Below are 25,430 nucleotides of genomic sequence, written 5' to 3' on the forward strand. Positions count from 1 at the left end.
AGCGCGGAGCGCTGACGGAGGGGGGGTAGCGTCCTTCCGCGGCGCTTCAGGCCGGCAGCCCCCTCCACCACCGCCTTCGGCGGCGGTCCCCCTCCCCGCAAGCGGGGAGGATTTCGATGTCCGACTTCGCCCGTCCCCAGACCTAAAGATAATTGACCGTCAGCGTGAAGGTCCCGCTGTAGTCGCCGGGTGTCTGGTTCGCGGGAACGGTCAGCGTGCCGCCGACATAATAGGTTTGCACCCCGCTGGGGAACAAAGTCGCGCTGGGGCCGAGCAGGGTTATGCCGCCGCCGCTCGTCGAGACCGCGCGCGACAGCGTCGCGGACATCGATCCGCCGCCGGCGCGCGTCAGCGTCACCGCATTGCTGCCGCTGACGAACAGCAACAGGAAGCCGCCGGTGCCCTGGAATACCGCGCGCTGCTGGCCGGCGCCGACGGGAATCACCCCGCCGCTCGTCGAGCGGGCGCCGGTCACCGGGTCGATCGTCGCGGTGCCGCCGGCCGGTCCGCTGACCAGCGTGCCGAAGTCCAGGTCGTTCGTTTTGATAAGCGTGTTCGGCCGTACGACCGCGGCGGTCGCGGTGCCCGGATAGTCGGCCGCCTGCGCCGGTGCGGCGAGCGCGCCGCCGGCGACGGCTGCGATGACGATAAGGCGGCGCATGGCTGCGCCGCGGCTGCTGGTCCCTCGAATCCCCACGATTCTGCTCCTGTCTGGCACAGGCTATGCCAGATGCGGGTGAGCCGATGATGCACAGCTATGGTAAAGCGCGGCTTTACCTTTGGACGGCCCGGGGGCGATCCGCCCTAGTCCTTGTCGGCGACTCCGCCGATCAGGATGAAGCGCCGGTCGCAATAGCCGCAATCGACGAAGCCGTCCTCCGGGTCGATTTCGAGCCACACGCGCGGATGGCCGAGCGCGGCGTTGGCAAGGCCGTCGCCGGTGCCGTCGCAGGCGATACGGGTCTTCGAGACGCGGAGCGTTTCGGGCGCAGGGGCGGGAGCAGCGTGGGTCATCGACAGCGCCCATAGCAAGCGGCTCGGCGCTCGGCAATCGGCTCCGAACAGGCGATTGCGGGCGGGTCCGACGGCACCGGCAAGCGCTCCCCCCCGAAAGCGCAAGTGGTCATCCGGTGCCGTCACCCCCCCCACGGTAAAGCGTCAGAGATAGTTGAGCGTGATGCTGAACGTCCCGCTATAGTCGCCAGGCGCCTGGTCGGCGTTGACATAGAGCGTCGCGCCGACCGGGAAATTATAATTGCCGAGCGGGGTCACGATGCGAAAACGCGTCGGGGTCGTCGACAGGGGCGCGGTCGGGGTACTGCCGATCTCGAAATCGCGTACCCGCATCCGCTGCCCCGGCCCGGTGATCCATATGCTGTTCGCCGACAGCGAAATCAGCACCTGGCGGTTGTAGCTGCCGAGCCCGGCGAAGCGCGCAGGCTCGCCGCCGCCGCCGGCCAGGGTCGCGCCGCCGGTCGCGCTGCGCGATCCGTCGGGCGCGATCCGCACCGTGCCGGCGCTGTTCGACGCGATGATGTCCCCGAAGTCGAGGTCGTTCACCTTGAAGAAGGATAGCGGTCGCAAGACGATCGCCTCGGCCTCGCTTTCCGACGAGGCCTGGGCATGGGCTGGCGCGATGGCGGCGGGGGCCGCGAACAGCGCACAGGCGGCGATGCCGCGCAGCAAGGGCTGCGGGTATAGGGTGTGTCTGGTCCTCACACCCGCCCTGCTAGCCACGACACGCAAATATATGTTTAACGCCGGCACAACCGTAAAGCGCGCGAGCCCCTTTCGCACCCTTGCCGCCGCGGCTATGAGGACCGCCATGACCGAAGCCGCCATCCGTATCGACGCCGTCTCCAAAATCTATGCGGGCGGCAAGCAAGCACTCGACAGCGTCAGTTTCGACGTGCCGCGCGGGCAGATTTTCGGGCTGCTCGGGCCCAATGGTGCGGGCAAGTCGACGCTGATCAATATCCTGGCCGGGCTGGTCAACAAGACCGGGGGGCAGGCGAGCATCTGGGGCTTCGACATCGACGCCGATCCGCGCAACGCCAAATATTCGATCGGCATCGTGCCGCAGGAAATCGTTTTCGATCCCTTTTTCACGCCGTTCGAGACGCTCGAGAACCAGGCGGGACTCTATGGCGTGCCCGGGGACAGGCGCATCTCCGACGAGCTGTTGGCCGCGGTGCATCTGTCCGACAAGCGCGACGCCTATGCGCGGACGCTGTCGGGCGGCATGAAGCGCCGCCTGCTCGTCGCCAAGGCGATGGTGCATTCGCCGCCGATCATCGTGCTCGACGAGCCGACCGCGGGCGTCGACATCGAATTGCGCCAGCAGCTTTGGGAATATGTCCAGGGCCTCAACGACCGGGGGGTCACGGTGGTGCTGACCACCCATTACCTCGAAGAGGCCGAGGAATTGTGCGATCGTATCGCGATCATCAACCACGGCAAGCTGATCGCGAACAAGCCGACGCGCGAACTCGTCGACATGGCGCGCGAGAAGATCGTCGTCGTGACGCTCGACGCCGACGTTACCGTGCTGCCGACGCACCCCGCCTTCGACAAGGTCGAGCGCGAGGGCGAGCGCGGCCTTGCGATCAGCTATAACAAGGATCGGGCGAATGCGGGCGACGTGCTCGCCGCGGTCAACGCGATGGGACACGGCATCGTCGACGTTTCGACACGCGAGGCGGATCTTGAGGACGTGTTCCTGAACCTGACGCGCAGCACGGCCTGACCGCGCCCGGCTATCGCCGGTAGCGCGCGAAGAAGTTCCACATGGCGTCGTTGTCGGCGACCCATTCGTGGCCGCGTCCGGCGACGATGCGGCCCGCGACCCGCGCGTCGCCGCGGCAGCCGGAATATATCTGCTCCCTGGTGACATCCGACGCGGTAAAGGTCTGCGGCCCGGCGCGGCAGCCGTCGAGTTCGGCCCACCGCGCGAGCGCGGCCGCCATCGAATATTGCCAATAGCCCGCCCCGCCGCCCGCGACCGGGTTGGTCGTGTCGGCACTGCCGGCAAAGGCATAGACCGGCATCGATTTCGCCGGCCGGCAGGTCGCGGGGTCGGGGCGCTGCGGATCGCCCGCCGACGGATTTCCGGCGCGCAGCCCGACGACGGGCGCGATCGCGGCAAAGCGGTCAGACGCGACGCAGCCGAGCCACGACGTCATGCGCCCGCCGCCCGACAGGCCGGTGGCATAGACGCGCTTCGCATCGATGCAACGCTGCGCCGCGAGCCAGTCGATCGCGGCAGTCAGATAGGCGACGTCGTCGGGGTCGGCGGCGGTCGGCACCGCGCCGGTCACCGTCGGCACACCGGGGATGTTCCACACGAAGCCCTTGCCGGCCGGGATGCCCGCATCGGGCGCCGCGAGGAGGAAGCCGTGATGGTCGGATGTCGCGGCCAGCCCCGAATGATCGAGCATCGCCTGCCCGTTGCTGGTGCTGCCGTGGAGCAGGAAGACGAGCGGCAACTCGCGGATCGTTTCGACCCCGGCGGGAATGTGGATCAGCATCGACCGCCCGGTATCGCCGACCGCGATACGCTGCGTGGTGCCCGGCGCGCCAAGATCGCATCGCGGCGCGGCCATCGCGGGCGCGCCAAAGCCGAGGGCCGCGAGCATGGTCAGCAGGGTCAGGCGGGCGAGCAAGTGTGAAAGGAGCATTGAACCTCCCGGAAGACAGCGCAAATGCGCGGATTTTTCTTGACGGTGTGTCCCCGCGAAGGCGGGGACCCATCACCGATCGTTCAACATGTTGCCGATGGGAGATGGGCGCCCGCCTTCGCGTGTGCACACAGCATGGGCTCTCAAGACGGCTTTGGCATAGGCGAGAGAATGCCTCCGCGGCAAGGGCGCATCGAATTGAACCGCCGCCGCTTTCGCGTATAGGTGCGCGCATCGAAGGCCGAGAGGAAGCTGCCTTGCCTACCCCGACTCCCCCGCACGACGTCATCGTCATCGGCTCCGGCGCCGCCGGACTGACCGCCGCGATCAGCCTGGCCGACCATTGCCGCGTCCTCGTGCTCGCCAAGGGCGACTTGACCGGCGGGTCGACCGCGTGGGCGCAGGGCGGCATCGCCGCGGTGCTGGATGCGGGCGACACGTTCGAGAATCACATTGACGACACGATGGTCGCGGGTGCGGGACTGAACCGGCGCGAGACGGTCGAGTTCGTGATCGAGAATGCGCCGCACGCGATCCAGCGGCTCGTCGAGATGGGGGTGCCCTTCAACATGGAAGAAGGCGCGCTGCACCTGACGCGCGAGGGCGGCCATTCGCACCGCCGCATCGTCCATGTCGACGACGCGACCGGCTGGGCGGTGCAGGCGGCGCTGCTCAAGACCGCCGAAGCGCATCCGAACATCACCCTGCTGCCGGGGCAGGCGTGCATCGACCTGATTACCGGGCGGCACGAGGCACGCTATTCGGGATCCGGGCGGGTATGGGGCGTCTATGCGCTCGACGAGGCGAGCGGCGAGGTGCACGCGCACATCGGCCGCGCGACGATCCTCGCCAGCGGCGGCGCGGGGCGCGTCTATCAATTCTCGACCGCGCCGCGCGGTGCGACGGGCGACGGAATCGCGATGGCGTGGCGTGCCGGCGCGCGGGTCAGCAACATGGAAATGATGCAGTTCCACCCGACCTGCCTCTATAATCTGGAGGTCAAGAATTTCCTGATCACCGAGGCGGTGCGCGGGGAGGGCGGCCTGCTGAAGCATCCGGTGACGGGGTATCGCTATATGCCCGATTACGACGCGCGCGCCGAGCTTGCGCCGCGCGACATCGTCGCGCGCGCGAACGACGACCAGATCAAGCGTTACGGCCTCGACTATGTCCACCTCGACATCAGCCACAAGGACCCCGATTTCGTCGCCGGGCATTTCCCGAACATCTATGACAAGCTGCTCGGTCTCGGCATCGACATGACGAAACAGCCGATCCCGGTGGTGCCCGCACAGCATTACACCTGCGGCGGGGTGCTGATCGACCTTGACGGACGCACCGACCTGCCGGGCCTCTATGCCGCGGGCGAAGTGACCGAAAGCGGACTTCACGGCGCGAACCGCCTCGCGTCCAACAGCCTGCTCGAATGCTTCGTTTTCGGGGAGGCGGCAGCCAAGGATATCGTCGCGCGCTGGGACCGGCTCGAACCGCCGCCCGCGATCCGCGCGTGGGACGAAAGCCGCGTCACCGATTCGGACGAGGAAGTCGTCATCAAGCAGAACTGGACCGAGATCCGCCGCTTCATGTGGAACTATGTCGGCATCGTCCGCACGACGAAGCGGCTCGAGCGCGCGCAGCACCGCATCAACATGATGAGCCACGAGGTCGAGGATTATTACGGTCATTTCCGCGTGACCACCGACCTGATCGAACTGCGCAACCTGCTCCAATGCGCCGACCTGATCGTTCGCAGCGCGCTTCACCGCAAGGAAAGCCGCGGGCTGCATTATACGCTCGACTATCCCGACGCGCTGCCCGACGCGGTCGATACGGTGCTGGTGCCGTAACGATCTCACACAAAGACACAAAGAGGGCAGTCTATGCGATCGGACGTCGAGGAAATTGCCCGTATTGTGGTCGATTGCGGATATCGCCTGCATCGAAATTTGGGACCCGGGCTGCTGGAATCGGCCTATGAAGCAATCCTGTCAGACCAACTCGTGCGGCGCGGCCTGTCTGTCGAGCGGCAGAAGCCGATTCCCATTCGATACGATGGGCTCGAACTCGCCGAAGGCTTTCGGGCCGATCTGATGCTCGACGGCAAGCTCCTGGTCGAATTGAAATCGGTGGAGCGACTGTCGCCGCTCCACAGCAAGCAGGTCCTTACCTACTTACGCTTGCTCGACCTGCCGCTCGGCCTGCTGATCAATTTCGGCGGCGCCACTTTCAAGGCAGGTGTCCGCCGCATCGCAAATGGAGACCTTGCACGATAGCGCTGCCCTCTTCGTGACTTCGTGTGAGATCATGGCGGCATAAATTTCGCGCGAAACAACAGGCGGGAGCAGCGGAAAATGGCTTCGGGCGATGCGGCGCGCCGCGGAGGTGTTCCCGCGACGCGCCGGCTCATCGTGCCGCGTCCCGTGATCGCCGTCTGGATGGCGAGCGGCGACCGGCCCCACCCGATGGGATGCGCGGCAACGCATTCCCTTTGGGCGCCTTGGCACCGCAATGCTTTGATCGAAGTCAAAAAAGAAGAAATCAGCCGCCGAAGCCATCGACGAGAAAGCGCTCGGCAAGCGCTGCATGCAAGGCCGCGCCGCGCGCCATGACCGTTTCGTCGAGAACCATGTGATTCGAATGCAGGCCGCAGCACTGGCGCCAGTCGCTGCCGGCCTCGCTCGCGCCTAGCCAGAACATCGCCCCCGGTATCTTTTCGAGCACATAGGCGAAATCCTCCGCACCCATCACCGGATTGTCCATCGTCAGCCAGGCCGCTTCGCCAAAGATATCTTCGACGACGCCGCGACCAAAGGCGACCGCGCGCGAATCGCAGACGGTGACGGGGAATCCTTCTTCGATCGCCACTTCGGCGGTGCAGCCGTGCGCTTCGGCGATCGCCGGGGCGAGGCGCTTCAGCTCGCGCGCGACATGCGCCCGGCGCTCGGGCGAAAGCGTGCGGATCGTGCCCGTCATCTCGGCGGTTTCGGGGATGATGTTGTTCGTCGTGCCCGCCGCGATCTTCGCGATCGTAACCACGGCGGGGTCGAAGACCGATATCTTGCGCGTCACCATCGTCTGGATCGCCGAGACGATCTCGCATGCGACGGGGATCGGGTCGATCGCGTCCTGCGGCATCGAGGCGTGGCCGCCCGCACCCTTCACCGAAATGGTCAGCACGTCCGACGACGCCAGCAGCGGGCCAGCGCGCCCGGCAAAAATGCCGTGCGGCGCGTTGGGCATGATGTGGAGCGCGAAGGCGGCGTCGGGCAGCGGGTCGATCAGCCCGTCGTCGAGCATGAAGCGCGCACCATGATGCCCCTCCTCGCCCGGCTGAAACATGAACATCACGGTGCCGGGCAGGCGGTCGCGGGCCGCACAGAGCAGCTTTGCGGCGCCGACCAGCATCGCGACATGGGTGTCATGCCCGCACGCGTGCATCGCGCCCACGGTTTCGGAGGAAAAGTCGAGTCCCGTCTCCTCGACGAGCGGCAGCGCGTCCATGTCGCCGCGCAGCAGCACCGTTCGCCCGTTCGCGGGCCCACGCAGGATCGCGATCAGCCCGGTGGTCGATGGCCCCTCGCGAAACTCGAGCGGCAGCCCGTCAAGCGCCGCCTTGATCTTCGCCAGCGTCCTGGGATTCTGGAGCCCGAGTTCGGGTTCGCGATGGATCGCGCGGCGCAGGTCGACGAGGTCGCCAAGAAGGGTTTCGGCCTCGGTGGGCCAGCTGTGCGTCATTTCGGTCATGGGAGGAGTGTGCCGCGAACTCTTCGCCGTGTCGAGGCACCTCCGAAAGCCCCGGGCGTCGCCCCATCGTCTTCGGTGTACGCACATCCCACATCAATCCAAATCGTTCGCATAAGCGAATGAAGGTGTAGCCCCAGTCGCTTTGGCCGGGGAGAAGACCTATCTGCGCCGAACCGGGATAGGCGTGATGATTATTATGCCACGCTTCTCCCATTGTCGGGATCGCCGCCCATGGGACGTTGAAGGCTTGCACGCCGTGCGCGGCGACGGTCCAATGCTGTGGCCCGCGATTATGCGCAAGATGTCCGACGAGCCAGTGGCCGTGGTTTGCGATCGCGACCCGCGCCGCGACGCCCCATATGATCCAGCCCCAGCCGCCGATCGCGAAGAAGAGCAAGGCGACGGGCAATTGCTGCCATCGCCACGTTGCCTCGAGCCGGCGGTAGAATGGGTCTTTATCGAGCGCGGAAAAGTCGAAGCGCGGCGGTCGGTCCAGGTCGAGCCGGCAATAGATTTGCCACCACGCGTCGCGGATCATTCCCGTGCCGTGGCGCAGAAAGGGGTGGCACTTCGCTTGTCGCTGCGCCCAGTCGCGGGTGTCGTGCGCACGGATGATGCCGTAGGGGCCGGCCATACCGACGAAGGCGCCAAACCAGACGAGCGTTCGCGCGAGCCAGCGCGGCGCGGCAAAACTGCCGTGGATCATCATACGGTGATAGCCGACCGAATGGCCAAGCAGCAGTGCTGCGCCGGTGGTAACGAGAAACAACGCGACCGCTTCCGTTGTGAAGAAGAATGGGCCGGCGGCCAGCGCGGTTACGGCCATGCCGCCGTTCCACAGGACGCTCGGAATATCGAGGCGAACCCGCCCGGCGACCGGATCGGGGCCTGTTTCATCGACCAGGAAATTGACGGCATGGGGGTCCTTTTCGCCACGCACCTCCGGCTCCTTCAAATTAGTAAGAAATTACTTAAATTACGAAATGCTTGTCAAGAAGGGAGTCGATGCCCATTTATGAAGCTTATGGAACGGGTTTTTCAGGCTTTGGCGTCAACGCCGCGGCGCAAGATTCTTGCCTATCTTGCGCATGCTGAACTGAGCGCGGGCGATATCTCCGCGCGATTTGCAATGAGCAAGCCCGCTGTGTCGCAGCATCTCTCGGTGCTCGAAAATGCAGGTTTGATCATCAGCGATAAACGCGGCCAGTTCGTCTTTTACCGGCTTGTCCCTGATACGCTCACCAACGTGCTTAACGGCTATGTGCAGGAAGTGTGCCCCGTGTCACGCCCGCTCAAGGCCGAATCGCGCGTGATCGCCGATGGACAGAAGGGCGAGGTCTAGGCTTTGCCTCCGAACAGCTGCCGGCCCGCCAGGTCGAGCATGATTTCCTCGCTGCCGCCGCCGATCGCGTTGACGCGGACCTCGCGGTAGATGCGTTCGACCTTGCTGCCGGTGATATAGCTCGCGCCGCCCAATATCTGCGCCGCTTCGCGCGCGACCGCCTCCAGCATCCGTGTCGCCTGCACCTTCAGCATCGCGAAGTCGGCGGGTCGGTCCTTGCCGGTCTTGACCTGCCACGCGCACAGATCGACCCATGCCTGCGTCGCCTCGATCTGGCGTTCCATGTCGGCGAGCTTGATGCGGATCGACTGGTGACCGACGAGCGGTTTGCCAAAGGTTTCGCGCTGCTGCGCCCATTCCGCGGCTTCGGCAAGCGCGACGCGGGCGTAGGCGCAGCAGCCCATCGCCATGCCGAGCCGCTCGGAATTGAAATTGCGCATGATGCCGATGAAACCGCCATTCTCCGGCCCGATCAGGTTTTCGGCCGGAACGCGCACGTCGCTGAAGTGGATCGTCGCGGTATCGCTGCACCGCCAGCCCATCTTGTCGAGTCGGCTGCGCTCGACGCCGGGCGCATCCATGTCGATGAGCAGCAGCGAGATGCCGGCGGCGCCCGGGCCGCCGGTTCGCACCGCGCAGGTCAGCCAGTCGGCGCGCATGCCCGATGTGATGAACATCTTGCCGCCGTTGACGATATAATGGTCGCCCTCTCTGGCGGCGGTGGTCTTCAGGTTCGCGACGTCGCTGCCGCCGCCTGCCTCGGTGATGCCGAGCGCAATGATCTTCTCGCCCGCGAGGACCGGGGGCGCGATGCGTTGTTTGAGCGCGTCCGAGCCGAGCGCGAGGACCGGAGGCAGGCCGATGCCGTGGGTCATCAGGCTCGCGCCGAGCCCGCCCGCACCAACCGCGGCCAGTTCCTCGGTCAGGACGAGACTGTGGAAATTGTCGAAGCCCTCGCTGTGCCCGCCATATCGTTCGGGATAGCGAAGGCCGAGGATGCCGGCCTCGGCCGCCTTTTTGTGGAGTTCGCGCGGCAGCTCGCCCTCGGCCTCCCACCGGTCGATGTGCGGCGCGATTTCGCGCGCGACGAAGCGGCGGACGCTCTGCGCGAGCGCGTCGTGGGTTTCGTCATAATAGGGCGAGCGGGTGCGCCAGTCGTCGAATGCGGTCATGGCCGCGATGCTGCGCGCGATTGACGTTAACGTCAAGTTGGGCTTGCGCGCCGCGATCGAGCGGGTAGGGTTGCATGCCATGAAAAGATCGCACCTGCTCGCCGGCTTTGCCGCTCTCGCCCTCGTCGCCAGCCCCGCCGCCGCGCAGCAATCGCCCGAAGCGGTCGCCGAGGCGGCGCTGAAGGCCGCGCCGGTGTTCGACGGGCACAACGACGTGCCGTGGGCGCTGCGCGGGCGGGTCCACAACGTCATCAACGATTTCGATTTCGTGGACACGACCGACACCGCGACCCCCGATAGCGACCCGCCGCGCGCGGCGATGCACACCGACCTCCAGCGGCTGCGCAAGGGGCATGTCGGGGCGCAGTTCTGGTCGGTCTATGTCCCGTCGAACGACGACGAGGCCGAAGCGGTGCAACAGACGATCGCACAGATCGACGTCGCGAAGCGGCTGATCGCGCGCTATCCGAACGACATGACGCTCGCCTCGACCGCGGCCGAGCTCGAGCGGGCGATGAAGGCCGGGAAGGTCGCCGGGATGCTGGGCATGGAGGGCGGCCATTCGATCGGATCTTCGCTCGCGGTGCTGCGCCAGATGTATGCACTCGGCGCGCGCTACATGACGCTGACCCACGGTCGCAACACGCCGTGGGCCGACAGCGCGACCGACGCGCCCGCGCACGACGGCCTGACCCCCTTCGGCGAACAGGTGGTGCGCGAGATGAACCGCATCGGCATGATCGTCGACCTGAGCCATGTCAGCCCGGCAACGATGAAGGACGCGCTTGCCGTGTCGAGGGCGCCGGTGATGTTCAGCCATTCGGGTGCGCGCGGGGTGGCCGACCATCCGCGTAACGTTCCCGACGACGTGCTGCCGCTCGTCAAGGCGAACGGCGGCGTGGTCATGGTGGTGCTCTATGCCGCCTTCCTCGACCCCGATCTGCGCAGGCACGGGCTCGACCGGACGGCCGAGAAGGCGCGGCTCGATGCGCAATATCTCGGCGACCCCGCGGGCGGCGCGGCGGCTCTCAAGGCGTGGGACGACGCGCATCCGGCGCCGCAGGTGCCGATCGCGCGCGCCGCCGACCATATCGACCATATCCGGGACGCAATCGGCATCGATCATATCGGTATCGGCGGCGACTATGACGGGATGGACGCGACTCCGGTCGGCATGGAAGACGTCACCGGCTATCCCGCACTGTTCGCCGAACTGGCGCGGCGCGGTTACAGCCAGGCCGATCTCGAGAAGATCGCGAGCGGCAACATGCTGCGCGTACTGAAGGCGGTCGAGGCCTATGCGAAGGCGCACGCCGGTGATCCGCCGATCGAAACCCCGGTGGCGGGGAAGGTCGAGGATTAGAGCGGTCTTCGATTAGGTAGCCAGTCCTGCTCCGGCTGCACCTTCGAAGGGCGATGCCGGCCGTCCCCGCGCAGCGCCGGTCGCCAACGCGCTCGTATCGCTGAACCCATTCGCTCAATGCTCTAGGGCCGCTTCCGCTTCTCGGCAAAGCCGATCAGCCGTTCGATCAGCCGCCGGTCCTCGGGGTCGGGGCGGGGCAGCGCGGGGTCGGCGGGGGGATGGTCCTGGCGCCGGCCGAAGCTTGGGCGGCGCGGCGGGACGAGGGACGAAAAGCGCATCGAACGCACCCTTCTCGCGCGGCACGCCCCCTCTTTGCCGCGGATGACTGGTCCCCGCGCCGATCCTGACCGCCGATCGCTGCCGGCGGGTAAAGAAACAGGGTTACTGCTGCGTTCGCTGCGGCACGGTGAAGGTGCCAGTGACGCGGCCGCCGCTTTCGCCCTGCACCGGATTGCCGTCGGGGCCCCGCGCGGCGCCGCGGCCGTCGACTGTTGCGCGACCCGAATTGAGGTCGATCAGCATGCGGCCGCCCGACAGGCGGTTGCCGCCCTGGCGCAACTCGACATTGCCGACCATCGTGATCAGCCGCCGATTGAGGTCATAGATCGCGACATTGCCCTTCGCCACCTCGTCGCCCTTGGTCACCGTGACCCCGCCCGATGCGTCGAGCCGGTTGACGTCGGTGCTGCCGGCGCGGGTATAGGCGACAGTCATGCGCTGCGCGGTCAGCGTCATTCCGGCTTGCGTCACGCGGACGTTGCCCGAAATGACGACGCGGTCGGCGCGATCCTGCACCTCGATGACGTTTGCGGCGAAATCGACCGGCGCGCTGCTATCATGGTTGGCGAGCGCCTGTGCCTGCGCGGGCGCGCCGCCACCCGTTGCGAGGATCGCGAGGCTGGTCAGCGCAAAACTCGCGCCGCCGAGCGCGAGGCTCTTCCAGCCGAAAAGGCGCTGGGGCTCGCTCGTCATTTGATCACTCCCTGGTTGATCCTGAGCCGCGCATCGCCCGACAGGCGTACGATCCGCTCGTCGAGGTCGGCGTAAAGCTGGTTGGCCGAAAAGCGGCCGATGTTCAATGTTCCCTGCACCCCGTCCTCGCCGGTCAGGCTGCGCGTCTTCAAATCGATGGCGACATTGTCGGCATCGATGCGATAGCCGTCGGCGCTCTTGACCAGCACCGTGCCGGGCACCGCGAGCTTTTCGTCGTCCATGTCGTATTGCGCGTGCTGCGCCGCGATCGTCGCGGGGCCGTCGTCGAGCCGGATCGCGCCCGACAGGTCGGTCATCTGGACGATCGGTTCGGCGCTCGATTTCTGCACCGCGCTTCCCGCGATCAGCGCAAAGGGACGTCCCTTCGTGTCCTGGCCGCGATATTCGGCGCGCGTCACCTTCATCCGCTCCTTCGCGACCTCGACCTTGTCCTTGGCGAGCAGGAAGCTGACCTCGGACCGCTGGGTAAAGGGGGAAAAGACCAGCACCGCGGCGACGACGCCGATCACCAGCGGCAGGCCGACGCGCAGGATACGGATGACGCGGTCATGGCTCGACCCGCTCGTCGCCCACAGGCGGCGCATCGTGCGTTCAAGGTCGGCGCGCTCGGACATTCCGCCGCTCAGCTATGCGCGAAGATGTCGACCTCGGGCCAGCCCGCAAGGTCGAGCGCGGCGCGCGTCGGCAGGAAGTCGAAACAGGCCTGCGCCAGCGCCGTGCGCCCTTCGCGCGCCAGCCGGGCGTCGAGCACTTCCTTCATCGCGTGCAGGAAGCGGACGTCGCTCGCGGCATAGTCGCGCTGCGCATCGCTCAGTTCGGCGGCGCCCCAGTCGCTCGACTGCTGCTGCTTGGAAATATCCTGACCCAGCAATTCGCGCACCAGCTCTTTCAGCCCGTGGCGATCGGTATAGGTCCGCACCAGTTTCGACGCGATCTTGGTGCAATAGACCGGCGCGGTCACGACGCCGAGCGCCTGTTGCAGCGCCGCGATATCGAAGCGCGCGAAGTGAAACAGCTTCAGCCGTGCGGGGTCGGTCAGGACCGCCTTCAGCACCGGCGCGTCATAGGCGCTGCCGGGCGTGAACCGGACGAGATGCTCGTCGCCCGACCCGTCGCTGATCTGGACGAGGCACAGCCGGTCGCGCAGCGGGTTCAGGCCCATCGTTTCGGTATCGACCGCGACCGCTCCGGGCCCCAGTGCGCCTTCGGGCAGGTCCTCTTCGTGGAAATAGACTGTCATGCGTTCGCCTTAGGCCGGAAATTCGCGGCGCTCAATGACTGGTTTGTCCGGGGGTCGCGGTGCGGCAAGGCGTGGCGTACACGCCACAGCCGTCGTGAATTTTCCGTTCGCAGAACCGTCGCATATAGGTTATATATTGCGCCGATAGCGGCACGGGGCGAGTCTGTGCTCATGGCGAACTGCGTCCTCCGTCCGGCGCAAGGAGCCGTAAGAACGGGTATGGACGAACCGAAAGCGATTACTAAGCAATGAGTTTCAACAAGGATCGCCGTGGCCATCGCGGACGCGGCAAGCGCGATGATTTCGGCAATTTCGACAGCTTCGAACCCGCGCCCTACGGCGGCGACAGCTTCGGCGGCGGCAACCGCGGCGGCGGTTTCGGCGATCGCGGCGGATTCCAGGATCGCGGCGGCGGTTTTGGCGGCAATGATCGTGGCGGCGGCTTCGGCGGCGGCCCGCGCGGCGGCTTCGGCGGCGGACGCGGCGGCGGCATGCCGGCGCAGGTCGTCGGCGAGGGCCAGGGCCAGGTCAAATTCTTCAACCCGTCAAAGGGTTTCGGCTTCATCGCCCGCGACGACGGCGGCGAGGATGTGTTCGTCCACATCAGCGCGGTCGAGCAGGCGGGGCTTCAGGGTCTGGCCTCGGGCCAGCCGCTCGGCTTCACGCTCGTCGAACGCAACGGCAAGGTGTCGGCGATCGATCTCAAGATCGAAGGCGAACCGATGCCGGTCGAGGAATTCGCCCCGCGTCAGCGCGAAGAACGCCCCGGCGGCGCGCGCGGCCGGCGCCAGCTGACCGGCGAGCGCACGTCGGGTACGGTCAAATTCTTCAATACGACCAAGGGCTTCGGTTTCATTGCCCGCGATGACGGACAGGCCGATGCCTTCGTCCACATCAGCGCGGTGCAGCGCGCCGGCATGGCGGGCCTCGAAGAGGGCGACCGCGTCGCATTCGACATCGAGGTCGACGACCGCGGCAAGTTCGCCGCGGTGAACCTCGAACCGTCGAGCGACTGACCGAATCGAAACAACGACAGGAAAGGGCGTCCCTCGCGGGGCGCCCTTTTCTTATGTGCCGGCCGGGCGTGGCCGGGGTGACGAGAGGAGGCGCCGCCGCCACAGGCCCTAGCCCCTATCCTCCTCCTCGCGCGTCTTGGCGGCGTCGAGCTGGGCATAGAGGCCCCTCACCATCAGGTCGGTGAACACCAGCATCACCCCCAGCATGCCGAGCAACAGCGCGACCGCGATCGCGGGGAACGGCCCGACGGCCTCGATCCCGCCGCGCCGCATCGCGACCGCGAGGCCGGCCGCCGCGACGATCAGCGCATAGCCGGCAAAGCGCGGTGCGCGCGTCATTTCATGCCTTTCGGGGAACCATATGCCGCGCCGCGGCATAGAGACGGGAAGCGTCTGATCTGATGCATGAAAGTCACGATGGCCGGAAAAGCGCTGGCCGGCAAGTGACACTCGTTGCATCGTGGGCGCAAGCACCTACACCCCCGAAGAGAGGGGTATCTTTGGGGAAACCACTTCGCCTATGGACCGCCTGCTCTCCCGCTTCGCCCGCCGCCTGCCCGCCCTGTCGCTGACGATCGCGGCCGGTCTCGCCCTTTGCGCGGCGCCCGCGCACGCCGAGGACGGCGCGCTCGGCTACGATCTCGCCGCCCTCGACCGCGCCGCCAGTGCGGCGCCGCCGCTGCCGGTCGCCGCCGCCTATCTGCAGGACAGCGAGGTCGACCAGGATATCCTGCTTCCGCCCGCGCGGCCGCAGGACGACGATCCCGACCGCAAATGGGCGCGCGATTATTTCGCAGTTGCCGGCGGCGTCATCACCGCACCAAGCTACAATGGCTCGGACGAGCGCGTCGTCCTTCCCGGTTTCTATCTTCGCGGGCGCGTGTCGGGCTTTTCCTTCTCGACCCGCGGCACCAATTTGCAGGTCGACCTGATCCGCCAGCGCCGCGGCCAGCGCGTCGACTGGAAATTCGGCCCGCTGATCAACTTGCGCGGCGACCGCACGGGCAGCATCAAGGACGCGCAGGTCGAAGCACTCGGCGAAAAGAAGCTCGCGGTCGAGGCCGGCATCACGACCGGCGTCACCTTTTCGGGGGTGCTGACCAGCAAATATGACCAGCTCGGCCTGCGCCTCGTCGCGCTCAGGGATATTTCGGGCCGCCACGGCAGCTGGGTCGCCTCCCCGACGCTGGAATATGGCACCCCGATCTCGAAACGCGCCTATGTCGGCGTGTCGGCGTCTGTGAACATTTATGGCAAGGGCTTCGGCCATTATTATTACGATATCGACGCGGCGGGCAGCGCCGCGAGCGGTCTGCCCGTCTATTCCGGCGCGGGGCGCAAGGCGACAATGGGTAAATATCAGATCGGCGTTGCGGGCGCCTATGCGCTGTCGGGCGACCTGCGCAAGGGCTTCGTCCTCGTCGGCGGGGTTCAGTACGGACGAATGACCAGCCGCTTCGCCGCCTCGCCCATCGTCGACATCGCGGGCGCGAAGGATCAGTGGATCGCGGGCGGCGGCGTCGCCTATCAGTTCTGATTGCGCGCACGCCCCCTTGATCGCGCAGGCGAAGCGGCCCATATTCGGGTCATCGTCAACAAGCGAAAGGAGGTGGTCGAATGTCTCATTGTCCCGTGCCGCACGCGGCAGAATCACTGAGCATGGCCTCCGTCGCGGGGGCCGCACTCGGCTGAGTCTTCCCGCGTCAGGCAAGACAATGGAAGGGCCGTCCGCAAGGGCGGCCCTTTGTCTTAGGGGGAAGGGGAGGCAAATCGATCCCCCGCCCAAGCAATTCTCGCTTCCCCCTGCAAAGCCGAACCGCGACAAGGCGGGCCCAATCCGCAGGAGATCCGCCCCATGACGACCAGCAACGCGACGACCTTTGCCGCCATCATGTTCCTGACCGGGGTTGGTATCCCGATCCTCGCCGCGTTGAACGGCGGGCTCGGCGCGCGGCTCGGCAGTCCGATGGCGGCATCGGTGATCCTCTTCGGCCTTGCCATGCTCATCGCGCTTGCCGGGGCGGCGATGACCGGGTCGCTCGGCGATATCCGCCTGTCGGGCGCCATTCCCGCGCACTTCTATTTTGGCGGCCTGTTCGTGGCCTTCTACGTCATCGCGGTGACCTTCATCGCGCCGCGTTTCGGGGTCGGCAACGCGATCTTCTTCGTCCTCGCCGGCCAGCTCGCGAGCGCGGCGGTGATCGACCATTACGGTCTGTTCGGCGCCGCCCGCTTCCCGATCGATGCCCGGCGCGTCGCGGGGATCGCGTTGATGGTCGCCGGCGTCTGGCTCGCGCGCCGCACCGGCTGACCGGCTTGTTGATCGCGGTCAATGTCCGCTTGGCGCGACTCGTGCTTTATGCCAGCATTGCACGAAAAGCAGGACGGGAGCGGACAGGATGACGGCCACCACGCTGGCGCCGGCGACGGCGCAGGACACCACCCATGTTGACGTGTTGATCGTCGGCGCGGGCATTTCGGGAATCGGATCGGCGTGGCACCTGCAACAGCAATGCCCCGGCAAGAGCTATGCGATCCTCGAGATGAAGGAGACGTTCGGCGGAACCTGGGACACGCACAAATATCCCGGCGTCCGGTCCGATTCGGACCTTTACACCTTCGGCTATCGCTTCAAGCCCTGGGTCGGCGCACCGATCGCGAGCGCCGGGGAAATCCTGAAATATATGGGCGAGGTGATCGAGGAAAACGGGATCGGCGACCATATCCGCTACGGTCATCGCATCACCGCATGCCGCTGGTCGAGCGCCGACAATCTCTGGACGGTCGACGCCGAGGTCCGCGGCGAGCCCGTTCGCTTCACCGCCAATTTCCTGTGGATGTGCCAGGGCTATTACGACCATGAAACGCCCTATATCCCGGACTGGCCGGGCCTGTCCGACTATAAGGGGCAGTTCGTCCACGCCCAGCTCTGGGACCCCGAAACCGATTATGCCGGCAAGCGGATCCTGGTGATCGGGTCGGGCGCGACCGCCGCGACCGTGGTCCCCGCCTTTGCCGAAAAGGCCGCGCATGTGACGATGCTCCAGCGCTCGCCGACCTATTTCTTCTGTTCGGAAAACAAGAACGAACTCGCCGACCGCCTGCGCGAGGTCGGTATCGACGAACCGACGATCCACCGCGTCGTGCGCGCGCAGATCATGCACGACCAGGACCAGCTCACCCGCCGCTGCCAGACCGAACCCGATGCGGTGTTCGAGGAACTGAAAGAGCTGATCCGCGCCTTTTCCGGCGATCCCGATTTCGAGTTCGAGCCGCATTTCACCCCGAAATACCGTCCATGGCAGCAACGGCTCGCCTTCTGCCCCGAAGGCGACATCTTCAGGGCGGCGACCGCCGGCAAGCTGACCGTCGTCACCGACACGATCGACCGCTTCACCGGAACGGGCGTCCGCACCTCCGGAGGAGAGGAGATCGAGGCCGACCTGATCGTCGCCGCGACGGGGTTCAACCTGTCGGTGATGGGCGGCATCCCGTTCGAAGTGGACGGCGTGCCGGTCGACTGGCCCGGGACAGTCACCTACCGCGGCATGATGATGACCGGGGTGCCCAACATGGCGTGGGTGATGGGCTATTTTCGTGCAAGCTGGACGCTGCGGGTCGACATGATGGGCGACTTCGTCTGCAACCTGCTGAACCATATGGACGATATCGGCGCCCGGAAGGTCGAGGTCGCGCTGCGCCCCGAGGACGAAGGAATGGCGATCCTGCCGTGGATCGAATCGGACAATTTCAACCCGGGTTATCTGATGCGCGGCCTCGACGCGATGCCGCGCCGCGGCGACAAGCCCGAATGGCGCCATAATCAGGATTATTGGGCCGAAAAGGACGCCTTCCCCGAAATCGACCTGATGGACGCCGCCTTCGTCTACGACGGCAAGCCCGCCGCGGCGCGCGCCGCCGAAAGCGTCGCCGCCGAATAGGCGCGTTGGCCGATGCTGCGGGAAGTCTGAGGGCTATGTGCCTTCGTCCATCCGCTGCCGGTGATGGCGGGTGCGCTGGACGATCGCGCCGATCCACACCGCCCAGCCCAGAGCAAGGCTGATCCAGCCCCAGGTCTCGGTCGCGAACGGCCCGATCCGCAGCGGCCCGCCGCTGTTCGGCCAGACGAACAGGCCGAGTGCGGCAAAGATCAGCACATAGCCGGCCAGCCGCGACCAGCGCGCGACGGTCCGCAGCTCGGTGCGATAGGCGGCGCGGACCGCCGGGTCGGACAGGTCGGGGCGGCTCATGCCGCGTCTCCGCGCAGCGCAAAGGCTTCGCGCGCCGCGACGACCGCGGCGAAATGGCCCTCGATCCAGTCGAACAGCGGCTTCAGCGCAGCGGCGAGCGACACGCCAAGCGCGGTCAGATGATATTCGACATGCGGCGGCACGGTCTGGAAATCGCGGCGTTCGACCAGCCCGTTCGCCTCGAGCGCGCGCAGCGTCTGCGTCAGCATCTTCTGGCTGATCCCCTCGACGCGCCGTTTCAATGCGCCGTTGCGGTGATAGCCCTGGGCGATCACCAGCAGGATGAGCAGGCTCCAGCGGTCGCCGATCAGGTCCAGGATGTCGCGCGACGGGCAATTCGCCTCGCACGGATCGACCGCGTCTATCCACGGCAGGGCTGGTTCTTTCATAGTTACCTCAAAGTGCGTACTTAACTTTCAGTGCCTATCCCATCATGTCTGCCTCAGCAAGCCGAACGGGCTCTCTCCCACGAAAGGAAACGGACATGACCAAGGTAGCGATCCTCTATCATTCGGGCTTCGGCCACACCGCGGTGCTGGCGGAGGAGGTTGCGCGCGGCGTCGAGGCCGCGGGCGCCGAAGCGGCGCTGCTCGCGATCGAGGCGGGACAGCGCGATTTCGAGGACATCTTCGCCGTCGCCGCCGCGGCCGACGCGCTGGTGTTCGGCACGCCGACCTATATGGGCACCGTCTCGGCGCCGATGAAGGCGTTCATGGATGCCAGCGCGGCGCCCTATTTCGTCAAGGCGTGGAAGGACAAGCTCGCCGCCGCCTTCACCGTCTCGGGCTCGCCCTCGGGCGACAAGCTGAACACGCTGACCAGCCTCGCGATCTTCGCGGCGCAGCACGGGATGCTGTGGATCGGGACCGGCCAGGCGCCGGGCAACAACGACGACACCAGCGCCGCGACTGATGCCGAAAACCGCCTCGGCAGCTTCATCGGCGCGATGGCGCAGGCGGCGAACGACCGTGCCGAAGTGACCCCGAAGTCCGGCGATCGCGCCACGGCCCGCTCGCTGGGCCGGCGCGTCGCCGTGGCGGCGCAGCGCTGGCGCGCCGGTGCGAGTGCAGGCGAACGCGTCGCTGCCTCGGCCTGATCCGCCTCAGCCTTGCGCCGTCAAAAGATTGGCATCGCGCGCAAGCCGCCAACGCCCGTCGGCGTCCTTGCGGAACAGAGTCAGCGTATGGCCGGAGCGCCGCACCGGCGCTCCGGCCGGCGGCGTGACGGTCAGGTCGATACGATTGCGCGTGAAGGCCCAATCGCCCAGAATTTGAATCTCGACGATCTCGTTCGTGCCCTCGATCCGCGGCTGGTCCGTTGCCGGCTGGCTGCCGGCAGCCTCGAAGGCGCTGCGGCCGAAGGGCTCCTGGCCCGGGACCATGAATATGGCATCCTCGGTCATCAGCGACAGCACCGTGCCGGCGTCGCCGGCGCTGGTCGCCTCCATCCACGTCGCGACGACCCCCCGGATCGCCCGTTCGTCCTCTGTCATCTCGGCCTCCGTCGGAGCATGGTTTCGCCGTCGCAGCATAGTTTCGAGGCGATCCGAGTCCACCCCGCCACACGACTCGAGCGTCGCCAGCGGCGGCGGCGCCTATTCCGCTGCCGCCGGCAGGTGCGCGACGATCGCGCGCAGCGCGGCGACATGCGCGTCGAGGGCGCGGTGTCCGTCGCGGGTCAGCGACGCCCAGGTGCGCTGGCGCCCGCCCATCGCCGCCTTGCGCAGCCGCACATGCTGTGCGTCGGCTAGCGCGGCAAGATGCTTCGACAGCACCGAATCGCTGACCCCGACCAGCTCGCGCAGCTTCGCGAATTCCATGTCGGTCACCTTGGCGAGCAGCGCCGCGATCTGCAGCCGCGCCGGCGCGTTGAACAGCGGGTCGAGCCCGTCCATCGTCACGCGCCGCCGTTCATCAGCTCGCGGCGATAGACGCGGCTCCACACGACGCTCGCCGCGACCGCGACGGCAAAGGCGATCCCCGCGATGCCGAATTTGGTGGCGAGCGACAGCCCCGCCTCGCGCGCATGGATTTCGCCGAACATCGTCGCCAGCATCGTGCCGAGCAGCGCCAGCGTCAACGGCAGCGTCCGCCCCTTGCGATAGCCGTTGACGAACAGCCCATAGCGGCGCCGGTCGTCGGCGACGAGCAGCACGACGCCGAGCATCGCGGTGACAAGCAAAAGACCCTGCCACAGCGAACCGAGCCCGGGCCCCAGCACGAGCGCCCCCATGATCGCCCCGAACGCGGCGTGGCGCCACGGCGGGCAATAGGTCGCCTTCAGCGCGAGCGCGCGCTGCGCATCGTCGATGCCGTCCAGCGCGGCGCGGGCTTCGATCGGGTTCATCGGCGGGCTCCTTCATTTTCCAATGTGGAAAGCGATATGCCTGTCTTTCCGATTCGGCAAGTGATAATTTTCCACATTGGAAAGTGAAGCCCGATCGCCATCCGCTCGCACCGGCCCCTTTAATTCGCCGCGCACATCGCCTATGCTCCTTCGCATCCCCGGGGAGCCTGTGTGCAGAAACAGGTTGAGAGCGGAACAGCCCGCGACCCGTCGAACCTGATCCCGGTAATACGGGCGGAGGGAGGGAGCGCGATGGCACCACCGGACCGCAGACCCGCTCCCCCGCCCGCAAGGAAGGAGCGCGCGTGATGCCGAACGTCCCCGAATGGTCGGCCCTGATCCTCGGCCTCTTCCTGTTCGCCGCGGCGATCGATGAATTGCGCCGACCCGGCCAGTGGCACCGGATGATCGAGGAGGTGGAGGGATCGTCCGCGCTCCAGCTCCTCACCGGGCTGTTCGAGCTGATCTTCGGAACCTTGCTCTATCTCGGCAGCCGCGGCCCGACCGGCTGGCCTGCCGACTGGCTCGCCGCGCTGCTCACCCTGCTCGGCGGCCTCGCGGTGATCGAGGCGCTCGCCGTCACCGCTTTCTCCGACCTTTACGTCCGCTTCTGGGCGCGCAAGTTCGGCACCAACACCCGCGCTATCGCCGGACTCGCATTGCTCATCGGCGTCGGCTTCATCGCCGCCGCGCTCCTCCGCCTCGCCTGATTCACCCCCAAGGAAAGACAAACCCATGGCCGATATCGACAGCCGCCTCGACACGACCCAAGCCCGCCCGATCGGCGTCACCACCGGGCCGATCCGCGGCAGCCGCAAGATCCACGTCGCCTCGCCCACCGGCAGCGGCATCCGCGTCGCCATGCGCGAGATCGACCTCGACCCGTCGTCGGGCGAGCCCGGCGTGCGCGTCTATGACACCAGCGGCCCCTATACCGATCCGAACGCCGCCATCGACATCCACGCCGGCCTCCCCGAACTGCGCGCCAGCTGGATCCGCGCCCGCGGCGACGTCGAGGAGGTCGCGCAGCGCGAGGTGCGGCCAGAGGATAACGGCCAGCTCGGCCCCGACCGCTCGGGCGGCGTCCCGCCCTTCCCGAACGTCCGCAAGACCGTGCTGCGCGCGAAGCCGGGGCAGAACGTCAGCCAGATGCACTATGCCCGCAAGGGGATCATCACGCCCGAGATGGAATATGTCGCGACCCGCGAGAATCTCGGCCGCGAGCGCCTCGCCGAATATGTGAGGGACGGGCAGGACTGGGGCGCCAGCATCCCCGATTATGTCACCCCCGAATTCGTCCGCGACGAGGTGGCGCGCGGCCGCGCGATCATCCCCAACAACATCAACCACCCCGAAAGCGAGCCGATGGCGATCGGCCGCAATTTCCTGGTCAAGATCAACGCCAATATCGGCAACAGCGCGGTCGCATCCGACGTCGCGAGCGAAGTCGACAAGATGGTCTGGTCGATCCGCTGGGGCGCCGACACCGTCATGGACCTGTCGACGGGCCGCAACATCCACGACACGCGCGAATGGATCATCCGCAACTCGCCCGTCCCGATCGGCACCGTCCCCATCTATCAGGCGCTCGAGAAAGTCGGCGGCATCGCCGAGGAGCTGACGTGGGAAATCTTCCGCGACACGCTGATCGAGCAAGCCGAGCAGGGCGTCGACTATTTCACCATCCACGCCGGCGTCCGCCTGCCTTACGTCCCCCTCGCCGCCAAGCGCGTCACCGGCATCGTCAGCCGCGGCGGCAGCATCATGGCGAAATGGTGCCTCGCGCATCACAGGGAAAGCTTCCTCTACGAACGCTTCGACGAGATTACCGAGATCATGAAGGCCTATGACATCGCCTATTCCTTGGGCGACGGCCTCCGCCCCGGCAGCATCGCCGACGCGAATGACGAGGCGCAGTTCGCCGAGCTCTACACGCTGGGCGAGCTCACCAAGCGCGCCTGGGCACAGGACGTACAGGTGATGATCGAGGGGCCGGGGCACGTGCCCATGCACAAGATCAAGGAGAATATGGACAAGCAGCTCGAAGCCTGCGGCGAGGCGCCCTTCTACACGCTCGGGCCGCTCACCACCGACATCGCGCCGGGTTACGACCATATCACCAGCGGCATCGGCGCCGCGATGATCGGCTGGTACGGCACCGCGATGCTCTGTTACGTCACGCCCAAGGAGCATCTCGGCCTCCCCGACCGCGACGATGTGAAGGTCGGCGTCGTCACCTACAAGCTCGCCGCCCACGCCGCCGACCTCGCCAAGGGCCACCCCGCCGCCAAGGTCCGCGACGACGCGCTATCGAAAGCGCGCTTCGAATTCCGCTGGCGCGACCAGTTCAACCTGTCCCTCGACCCCGACACGGCCGAGCAATACCACGACCAGACGCTCCCCGCCGAGGGCGCCAAGTCGGCGCATTTCTGCAGCATGTGCGGCCCCAAATTCTGCTCGATGAAGATCAGCCAGGAGGTGCGGGAGTTCGCGAAGCTGCAAAATCAGGACAGTGCAGGGTTCATCGCGGCGGAAGAGGCCGAGAAGGGCATGGCCGAAATGAGCCAGGTCTATGAGGATACGGGGCGCGAGCTGTATATGGGCGCTGGTGGCCGGGAGCATGATTGAGGTTCAGGTAGGCGGTAAAGTAACAAATTTTACCGCCTAACGCCGCCGTGGTTTGCTTATATATGGTTTGGCGTCACATAGGAGACTATCTCTGATGCCAACCATATTGCGCCTCAACGGCTTTCGCTTTTACTTCTACAGCCATGAACCGAATGAGCCGCCGCACGTCCACATCGACCGGGGTGAAGCGACGATCAAAATCTGGCTGGGCAGCCTTGAGGTTGCCAAGAGCCGGGGCTTTCGCGCGCACGAGATTTCTGGCATCATTGCGATAACGGCCGAGCATCGCGCGATGTTCGTGGAGAAGTGGCATGAATATTTCGGCTAAGGTGACAGACGAGCGCGTCCTCGACGTCCGCTTCGACGATCACAGCCTGATCGTCGACCTGATGGACGGCCGCACCATCTCCGTTCCCCTCGCTTGGTATCCCCGCCTAGCAGGCGCCACCCCCGAACAGCGCCAGCATTGGGAAAAATGCGGCGGCGGTTTCGGCATCCACTGGCCCGACGTGGACGAGGATTTGAGCACGGAAGGGCTGCTGCGGGGTGCGCCAGCGGCGAGGGCGGCGTGAGGTTTGGGGTTGAGCCAGCGGTCAATCCGATTCGCGCGCTCGGATATTAGGAATTAGCTCAAGGAATATCCGGCTTTTTCCAGCCGCCTAATGAGAAGCGACGCCAAACTCAAATGATCAAGGCAAGACTCGGGCGTGTCATAGAAGTCGTATTCATGCCCTCGAGGATTCCGTACGGCACTCATCGCACCGGAAAATAGAAACTTATATCCGTTTTGCTCGTCCCGTTCGGACTCTGTCTCAAGCGTATTTAATTTAATTGAACCTGTTTCAGACAAAGCCTGCATCATCAATTTTTGACCAGAATCCTTTGACCCTGCCAGTTTGGCGACAGACTTGTCTAGGTACTTGAACGCTTCAAATGTAGCCTCCGCATAGTGAGCATCGTCGAACAGTTTGAGAACTTTTTTTGGGAATCCGTCATAAATCGATCTAGCGAAGAACGGGTGCCCTTCAGATTCGCCACCAACGTCGCTCTCTTGTGTTACTTGGGAAGCCCTGCGGACTACCCGTTCAAAGTATGACAAGCTCACGGAAACAGGTTCTTCTTTATGCTTTGGAAAATATTATCATACGTCGCCTGAGAGCCGTTTGCCGGCAGGTTAATTTCGATACGGACTGTTAACCCAACTTCATTGGGCTCCGACACTTGCTGTTCCAACTTCGCAACGGACGGACTCGTTACAGATGGAGATGAGGGAGAAGTGGTCTTTTTTGCCTGTTTTGGGTTCGGGCCGTCGTTTGATTTCCGCGGGCGAGTCTTACGAGTTTGCACCTCCTCATCCCGCTTGCCGGCGATTGCAGCCAGCGTGGTGAAGGCGATGGCCTGCCGCTTACCTACAATCTCGCTAGTTTTGTCTGTTGTTCGGAAAAATGACATCAACGCATTTCGGTCGAGTTTCCAAGCCTCGTCGCCGCGAACTTCAAATAGTTCCGCATATTTATCAGAGACAATTCCAGCCAAATTAGGCTTCGTGGACAAAGCTTGACTGTGGACTCGGACCTTGATTCAAGGCTGGCTTTTGGAGGCTGCCTTGGGCGAGCGGATTGGCGTTACAGACGAAGAATGGGAAGTGATCGGGCCGCT

The 25,430-nt window shown here is 65.7% G+C and carries 33 protein-coding genes and 1 riboswitch; of the genes, 14 read left to right on the forward strand and 19 right to left on the reverse strand.

Annotated features, from left to right (window positions below; genetic code table 11):
- Positions 1–142: 142 nt before the first annotated feature.
- From AC58D2_RS06610 to AC58D2_RS06620, 3 genes are all read right to left on the reverse strand, one after another.
- Entirely contained in the window at positions 143–661 is a 519-nt protein-coding gene (locus AC58D2_RS06610) for a DUF4402 domain-containing protein (protein WP_497388506.1), read from the reverse strand.
- A 143-nt stretch (positions 662–804) separates the two neighbouring features.
- Positions 805–1,014, reverse strand: coding sequence for a zinc-finger domain-containing protein (locus tag AC58D2_RS06615; protein WP_497388508.1), 210 nt, complete (start codon positions 1,012–1,014; stop codon positions 805–807).
- 144 nt (positions 1,015–1,158) lie between these two features.
- Positions 1,159–1,719 carry a DUF4402 domain-containing protein gene (locus tag AC58D2_RS06620; protein ID WP_497388510.1) on the reverse strand — a complete coding sequence of 187 codons (561 nt, stop codon included), beginning with the start codon at positions 1,717–1,719 and terminating at the stop codon, positions 1,159–1,161.
- 106 nt (positions 1,720–1,825) lie between these two features.
- Here AC58D2_RS06620 and AC58D2_RS06625 point away from each other — a divergent pair, with 106 nt between their 5' ends.
- Entirely contained in the window at positions 1,826–2,746 is a 921-nt protein-coding gene (locus AC58D2_RS06625) for an ABC transporter ATP-binding protein (protein WP_497388512.1), read from the forward strand.
- 10 nt (positions 2,747–2,756) lie between these two features.
- Here AC58D2_RS06625 and AC58D2_RS06630 read toward each other — a convergent pair whose 3' ends face one another.
- On the reverse strand, positions 2,757–3,677 hold the full coding sequence (locus tag AC58D2_RS06630) for a CE1 family esterase (protein WP_497388514.1): 921 nt from the start codon (positions 3,675–3,677) through the stop codon (positions 2,757–2,759).
- 257 nt (positions 3,678–3,934) lie between these two features.
- On the opposite strand from AC58D2_RS06630, the gene nadB reads away from it, so the two are divergent.
- Positions 3,935–5,524, forward strand: coding sequence for an L-aspartate oxidase (gene nadB / locus AC58D2_RS06635; RefSeq protein ID WP_497388516.1), 1,590 nt, complete (start codon positions 3,935–3,937; stop codon positions 5,522–5,524).
- A gap of 33 nt (positions 5,525–5,557) precedes the next feature.
- Positions 5,558–5,950: a GxxExxY protein gene (locus AC58D2_RS06640; protein WP_497388518.1), complete on the forward strand. Its 393-nt coding sequence runs from the start codon at positions 5,558–5,560 to the stop codon at positions 5,948–5,950.
- Positions 5,951–6,215: 265 nt separating this feature from the next.
- Here AC58D2_RS06640 and AC58D2_RS06645 read toward each other — a convergent pair whose 3' ends face one another.
- Positions 6,216–7,358 carry a M20 metallopeptidase family protein gene (locus tag AC58D2_RS06645; RefSeq protein WP_497388596.1) on the reverse strand — a complete coding sequence of 381 codons (1,143 nt, stop codon included), beginning with the start codon at positions 7,356–7,358 and terminating at the stop codon, positions 6,216–6,218.
- Complete coding sequence (locus AC58D2_RS06650; RefSeq protein WP_497388520.1) at positions 7,279–8,361, reverse strand: acyl-CoA desaturase; 1,083 nt, start codon at positions 8,359–8,361, stop codon at positions 7,279–7,281. Before AC58D2_RS06650 ends, AC58D2_RS06645 begins: the two co-directional genes overlap by 80 nt.
- A gap of 84 nt (positions 8,362–8,445) precedes the next feature.
- On the opposite strand from AC58D2_RS06650, the gene AC58D2_RS06655 reads away from it, so the two are divergent.
- Positions 8,446–8,763 (forward strand): metalloregulator ArsR/SmtB family transcription factor, encoded by a 318-nt coding sequence (locus AC58D2_RS06655; protein WP_497388522.1) that lies wholly within the window; start codon positions 8,446–8,448, stop codon positions 8,761–8,763.
- Here the strand turns inward: AC58D2_RS06655 and AC58D2_RS06660 are convergent.
- Positions 8,760–9,935, reverse strand: a complete 1,176-nt coding sequence (locus tag AC58D2_RS06660) for an acyl-CoA dehydrogenase family protein (RefSeq protein WP_497388524.1) — start codon at positions 9,933–9,935, stop codon at positions 8,760–8,762. The two genes, AC58D2_RS06655 and AC58D2_RS06660, sit on opposite strands and share 4 nt — an antisense overlap.
- A gap of 79 nt (positions 9,936–10,014) precedes the next feature.
- On the opposite strand from AC58D2_RS06660, the gene AC58D2_RS06665 reads away from it, so the two are divergent.
- Entirely contained in the window at positions 10,015–11,298 is a 1,284-nt protein-coding gene (locus tag AC58D2_RS06665; protein WP_497388526.1) for a dipeptidase, read from the forward strand.
- Positions 11,299–11,420: 122 nt separating this feature from the next.
- Here the strand turns inward: AC58D2_RS06665 and AC58D2_RS06670 are convergent, their stop codons facing one another.
- The 4 genes from AC58D2_RS06670 to AC58D2_RS06685 form a co-directional block, all read right to left on the reverse strand.
- Entirely contained in the window at positions 11,421–11,576 is a 156-nt protein-coding gene (locus AC58D2_RS06670) for a hypothetical protein (protein WP_497388528.1), read from the reverse strand.
- A gap of 103 nt (positions 11,577–11,679) precedes the next feature.
- Positions 11,680–12,270, reverse strand: coding sequence for an LptA/OstA family protein (locus tag AC58D2_RS06675; protein WP_497388530.1), 591 nt, complete (start codon positions 12,268–12,270; stop codon positions 11,680–11,682).
- On the reverse strand, positions 12,267–12,905 hold the full coding sequence (lptC, locus tag AC58D2_RS06680) for an LPS export ABC transporter periplasmic protein LptC (protein WP_497388532.1): 639 nt from the start codon (positions 12,903–12,905) through the stop codon (positions 12,267–12,269). Before lptC ends, AC58D2_RS06675 begins: the two co-directional genes overlap by 4 nt.
- An 8-nt stretch (positions 12,906–12,913) precedes the next feature.
- On the reverse strand, positions 12,914–13,531 hold the full coding sequence (locus tag AC58D2_RS06685; RefSeq protein WP_497388534.1) for a ribonuclease D: 618 nt from the start codon (positions 13,529–13,531) through the stop codon (positions 12,914–12,916).
- A 248-nt stretch (positions 13,532–13,779) separates the two neighbouring features.
- Between AC58D2_RS06685 and AC58D2_RS06690 the strand changes: the two genes are divergently transcribed.
- Positions 13,780–14,547 carry a cold-shock protein gene (locus AC58D2_RS06690; RefSeq protein ID WP_497388536.1) on the forward strand — a complete coding sequence of 256 codons (768 nt, stop codon included), beginning with the start codon at positions 13,780–13,782 and terminating at the stop codon, positions 14,545–14,547.
- A gap of 108 nt (positions 14,548–14,655) precedes the next feature.
- Here AC58D2_RS06690 and AC58D2_RS06695 read toward each other — a convergent pair whose 3' ends face one another.
- Positions 14,656–14,886: a hypothetical protein gene (locus AC58D2_RS06695; RefSeq protein WP_497388538.1), complete on the reverse strand. Its 231-nt coding sequence runs from the start codon at positions 14,884–14,886 to the stop codon at positions 14,656–14,658.
- A gap of 181 nt (positions 14,887–15,067) precedes the next feature.
- Here AC58D2_RS06695 and AC58D2_RS06700 point away from each other — a divergent pair, with 181 nt between their 5' ends.
- From AC58D2_RS06700 to AC58D2_RS06710, 3 genes are all read left to right on the forward strand, one after another.
- Positions 15,068–16,084: a MipA/OmpV family protein gene (locus AC58D2_RS06700; protein WP_497388540.1), complete on the forward strand. Its 1,017-nt coding sequence runs from the start codon at positions 15,068–15,070 to the stop codon at positions 16,082–16,084.
- Between the two features lie 318 nt (positions 16,085–16,402).
- Complete coding sequence (locus tag AC58D2_RS06705) at positions 16,403–16,858, forward strand: DMT family transporter (protein ID WP_497388542.1); 456 nt, start codon at positions 16,403–16,405, stop codon at positions 16,856–16,858.
- Between the two features lie 88 nt (positions 16,859–16,946).
- On the forward strand, positions 16,947–18,488 hold the full coding sequence (locus AC58D2_RS06710) for a flavin-containing monooxygenase (RefSeq protein ID WP_497388544.1): 1,542 nt from the start codon (positions 16,947–16,949) through the stop codon (positions 18,486–18,488).
- 33 nt (positions 18,489–18,521) lie between these two features.
- Here AC58D2_RS06710 and AC58D2_RS06715 read toward each other — a convergent pair whose 3' ends face one another.
- Positions 18,522–18,797, reverse strand: a complete 276-nt coding sequence (locus AC58D2_RS06715; RefSeq protein ID WP_497388546.1) for a hypothetical protein — start codon at positions 18,795–18,797, stop codon at positions 18,522–18,524.
- Positions 18,794–19,186 carry a winged helix-turn-helix transcriptional regulator gene (locus tag AC58D2_RS06720; RefSeq protein WP_497388548.1) on the reverse strand — a complete coding sequence of 131 codons (393 nt, stop codon included), beginning with the start codon at positions 19,184–19,186 and terminating at the stop codon, positions 18,794–18,796. Before AC58D2_RS06720 ends, AC58D2_RS06715 begins: the two co-directional genes overlap by 4 nt.
- 95 nt (positions 19,187–19,281) lie before the next feature.
- Here AC58D2_RS06720 and AC58D2_RS06725 point away from each other — a divergent pair, with 95 nt between their 5' ends.
- A complete protein-coding gene (locus tag AC58D2_RS06725) occupies positions 19,282–19,893 on the forward strand; it encodes a flavodoxin family protein (protein ID WP_497388550.1) in 612 nt (203 codons plus the stop codon).
- A gap of 6 nt (positions 19,894–19,899) precedes the next feature.
- Here AC58D2_RS06725 and AC58D2_RS06730 read toward each other — a convergent pair whose 3' ends face one another.
- The 3 genes from AC58D2_RS06730 to AC58D2_RS06740 all read right to left on the reverse strand — a co-directional run bounded on the left by AC58D2_RS06730 (position 19,900) and on the right by AC58D2_RS06740 (position 21,143).
- Positions 19,900–20,289, reverse strand: a complete 390-nt coding sequence (locus AC58D2_RS06730) for a YybH family protein (protein ID WP_497388552.1) — start codon at positions 20,287–20,289, stop codon at positions 19,900–19,902.
- Between the two features lie 102 nt (positions 20,290–20,391).
- The gene (locus AC58D2_RS06735) at positions 20,392–20,691 is read right to left on the reverse strand and encodes a transcriptional regulator (protein WP_497388598.1); all 300 of its coding nucleotides are present in this window, start codon (positions 20,689–20,691) and stop codon (positions 20,392–20,394) included.
- 2 nt (positions 20,692–20,693) lie between these two features.
- The gene (locus AC58D2_RS06740; protein WP_497388554.1) at positions 20,694–21,143 is read right to left on the reverse strand and encodes a hypothetical protein; all 450 of its coding nucleotides are present in this window, start codon (positions 21,141–21,143) and stop codon (positions 20,694–20,696) included.
- Between the two features lie 149 nt (positions 21,144–21,292).
- Positions 21,293–21,403, forward strand: a riboswitch (TPP riboswitch).
- 48 nt (positions 21,404–21,451) lie between these two features.
- On the opposite strand from AC58D2_RS06740, the gene AC58D2_RS06745 reads away from it, so the two are divergent.
- From AC58D2_RS06745 to AC58D2_RS06760, 4 genes are all read left to right on the forward strand, one after another.
- Complete coding sequence (locus AC58D2_RS06745) at positions 21,452–21,853, forward strand: hypothetical protein (protein ID WP_497388556.1); 402 nt, start codon at positions 21,452–21,454, stop codon at positions 21,851–21,853.
- A 25-nt stretch (positions 21,854–21,878) separates the two neighbouring features.
- Positions 21,879–23,771 (forward strand): phosphomethylpyrimidine synthase ThiC, encoded by a 1,893-nt coding sequence (gene thiC / locus AC58D2_RS06750; RefSeq protein WP_497388558.1) that lies wholly within the window; start codon positions 21,879–21,881, stop codon positions 23,769–23,771.
- A gap of 94 nt (positions 23,772–23,865) precedes the next feature.
- Positions 23,866–24,099: a DUF4160 domain-containing protein gene (locus tag AC58D2_RS06755; protein WP_497388560.1), complete on the forward strand. Its 234-nt coding sequence runs from the start codon at positions 23,866–23,868 to the stop codon at positions 24,097–24,099.
- Positions 24,083–24,343 carry a DUF2442 domain-containing protein gene (locus AC58D2_RS06760; protein WP_497388562.1) on the forward strand — a complete coding sequence of 87 codons (261 nt, stop codon included), beginning with the start codon at positions 24,083–24,085 and terminating at the stop codon, positions 24,341–24,343. The genes AC58D2_RS06755 and AC58D2_RS06760 overlap by 17 nt, the downstream gene beginning before the upstream one ends.
- 53 nt (positions 24,344–24,396) lie before the next feature.
- Here the strand turns inward: AC58D2_RS06760 and AC58D2_RS06765 are convergent, their stop codons facing one another.
- The gene (locus tag AC58D2_RS06765) at positions 24,397–24,870 is read right to left on the reverse strand and encodes a TIGR02391 family protein (protein ID WP_497388564.1); all 474 of its coding nucleotides are present in this window, start codon (positions 24,868–24,870) and stop codon (positions 24,397–24,399) included.
- Positions 24,871–24,872: 2 nt separating this feature from the next.
- Positions 24,873–25,307 carry a hypothetical protein gene (locus AC58D2_RS06770; protein WP_497388566.1) on the reverse strand — a complete coding sequence of 145 codons (435 nt, stop codon included), beginning with the start codon at positions 25,305–25,307 and terminating at the stop codon, positions 24,873–24,875.
- Positions 25,308–25,430: the final 123 nt, after the last annotated feature.

It is taken from the genome of Sphingopyxis sp. CR5, assembly GCF_059693785.1.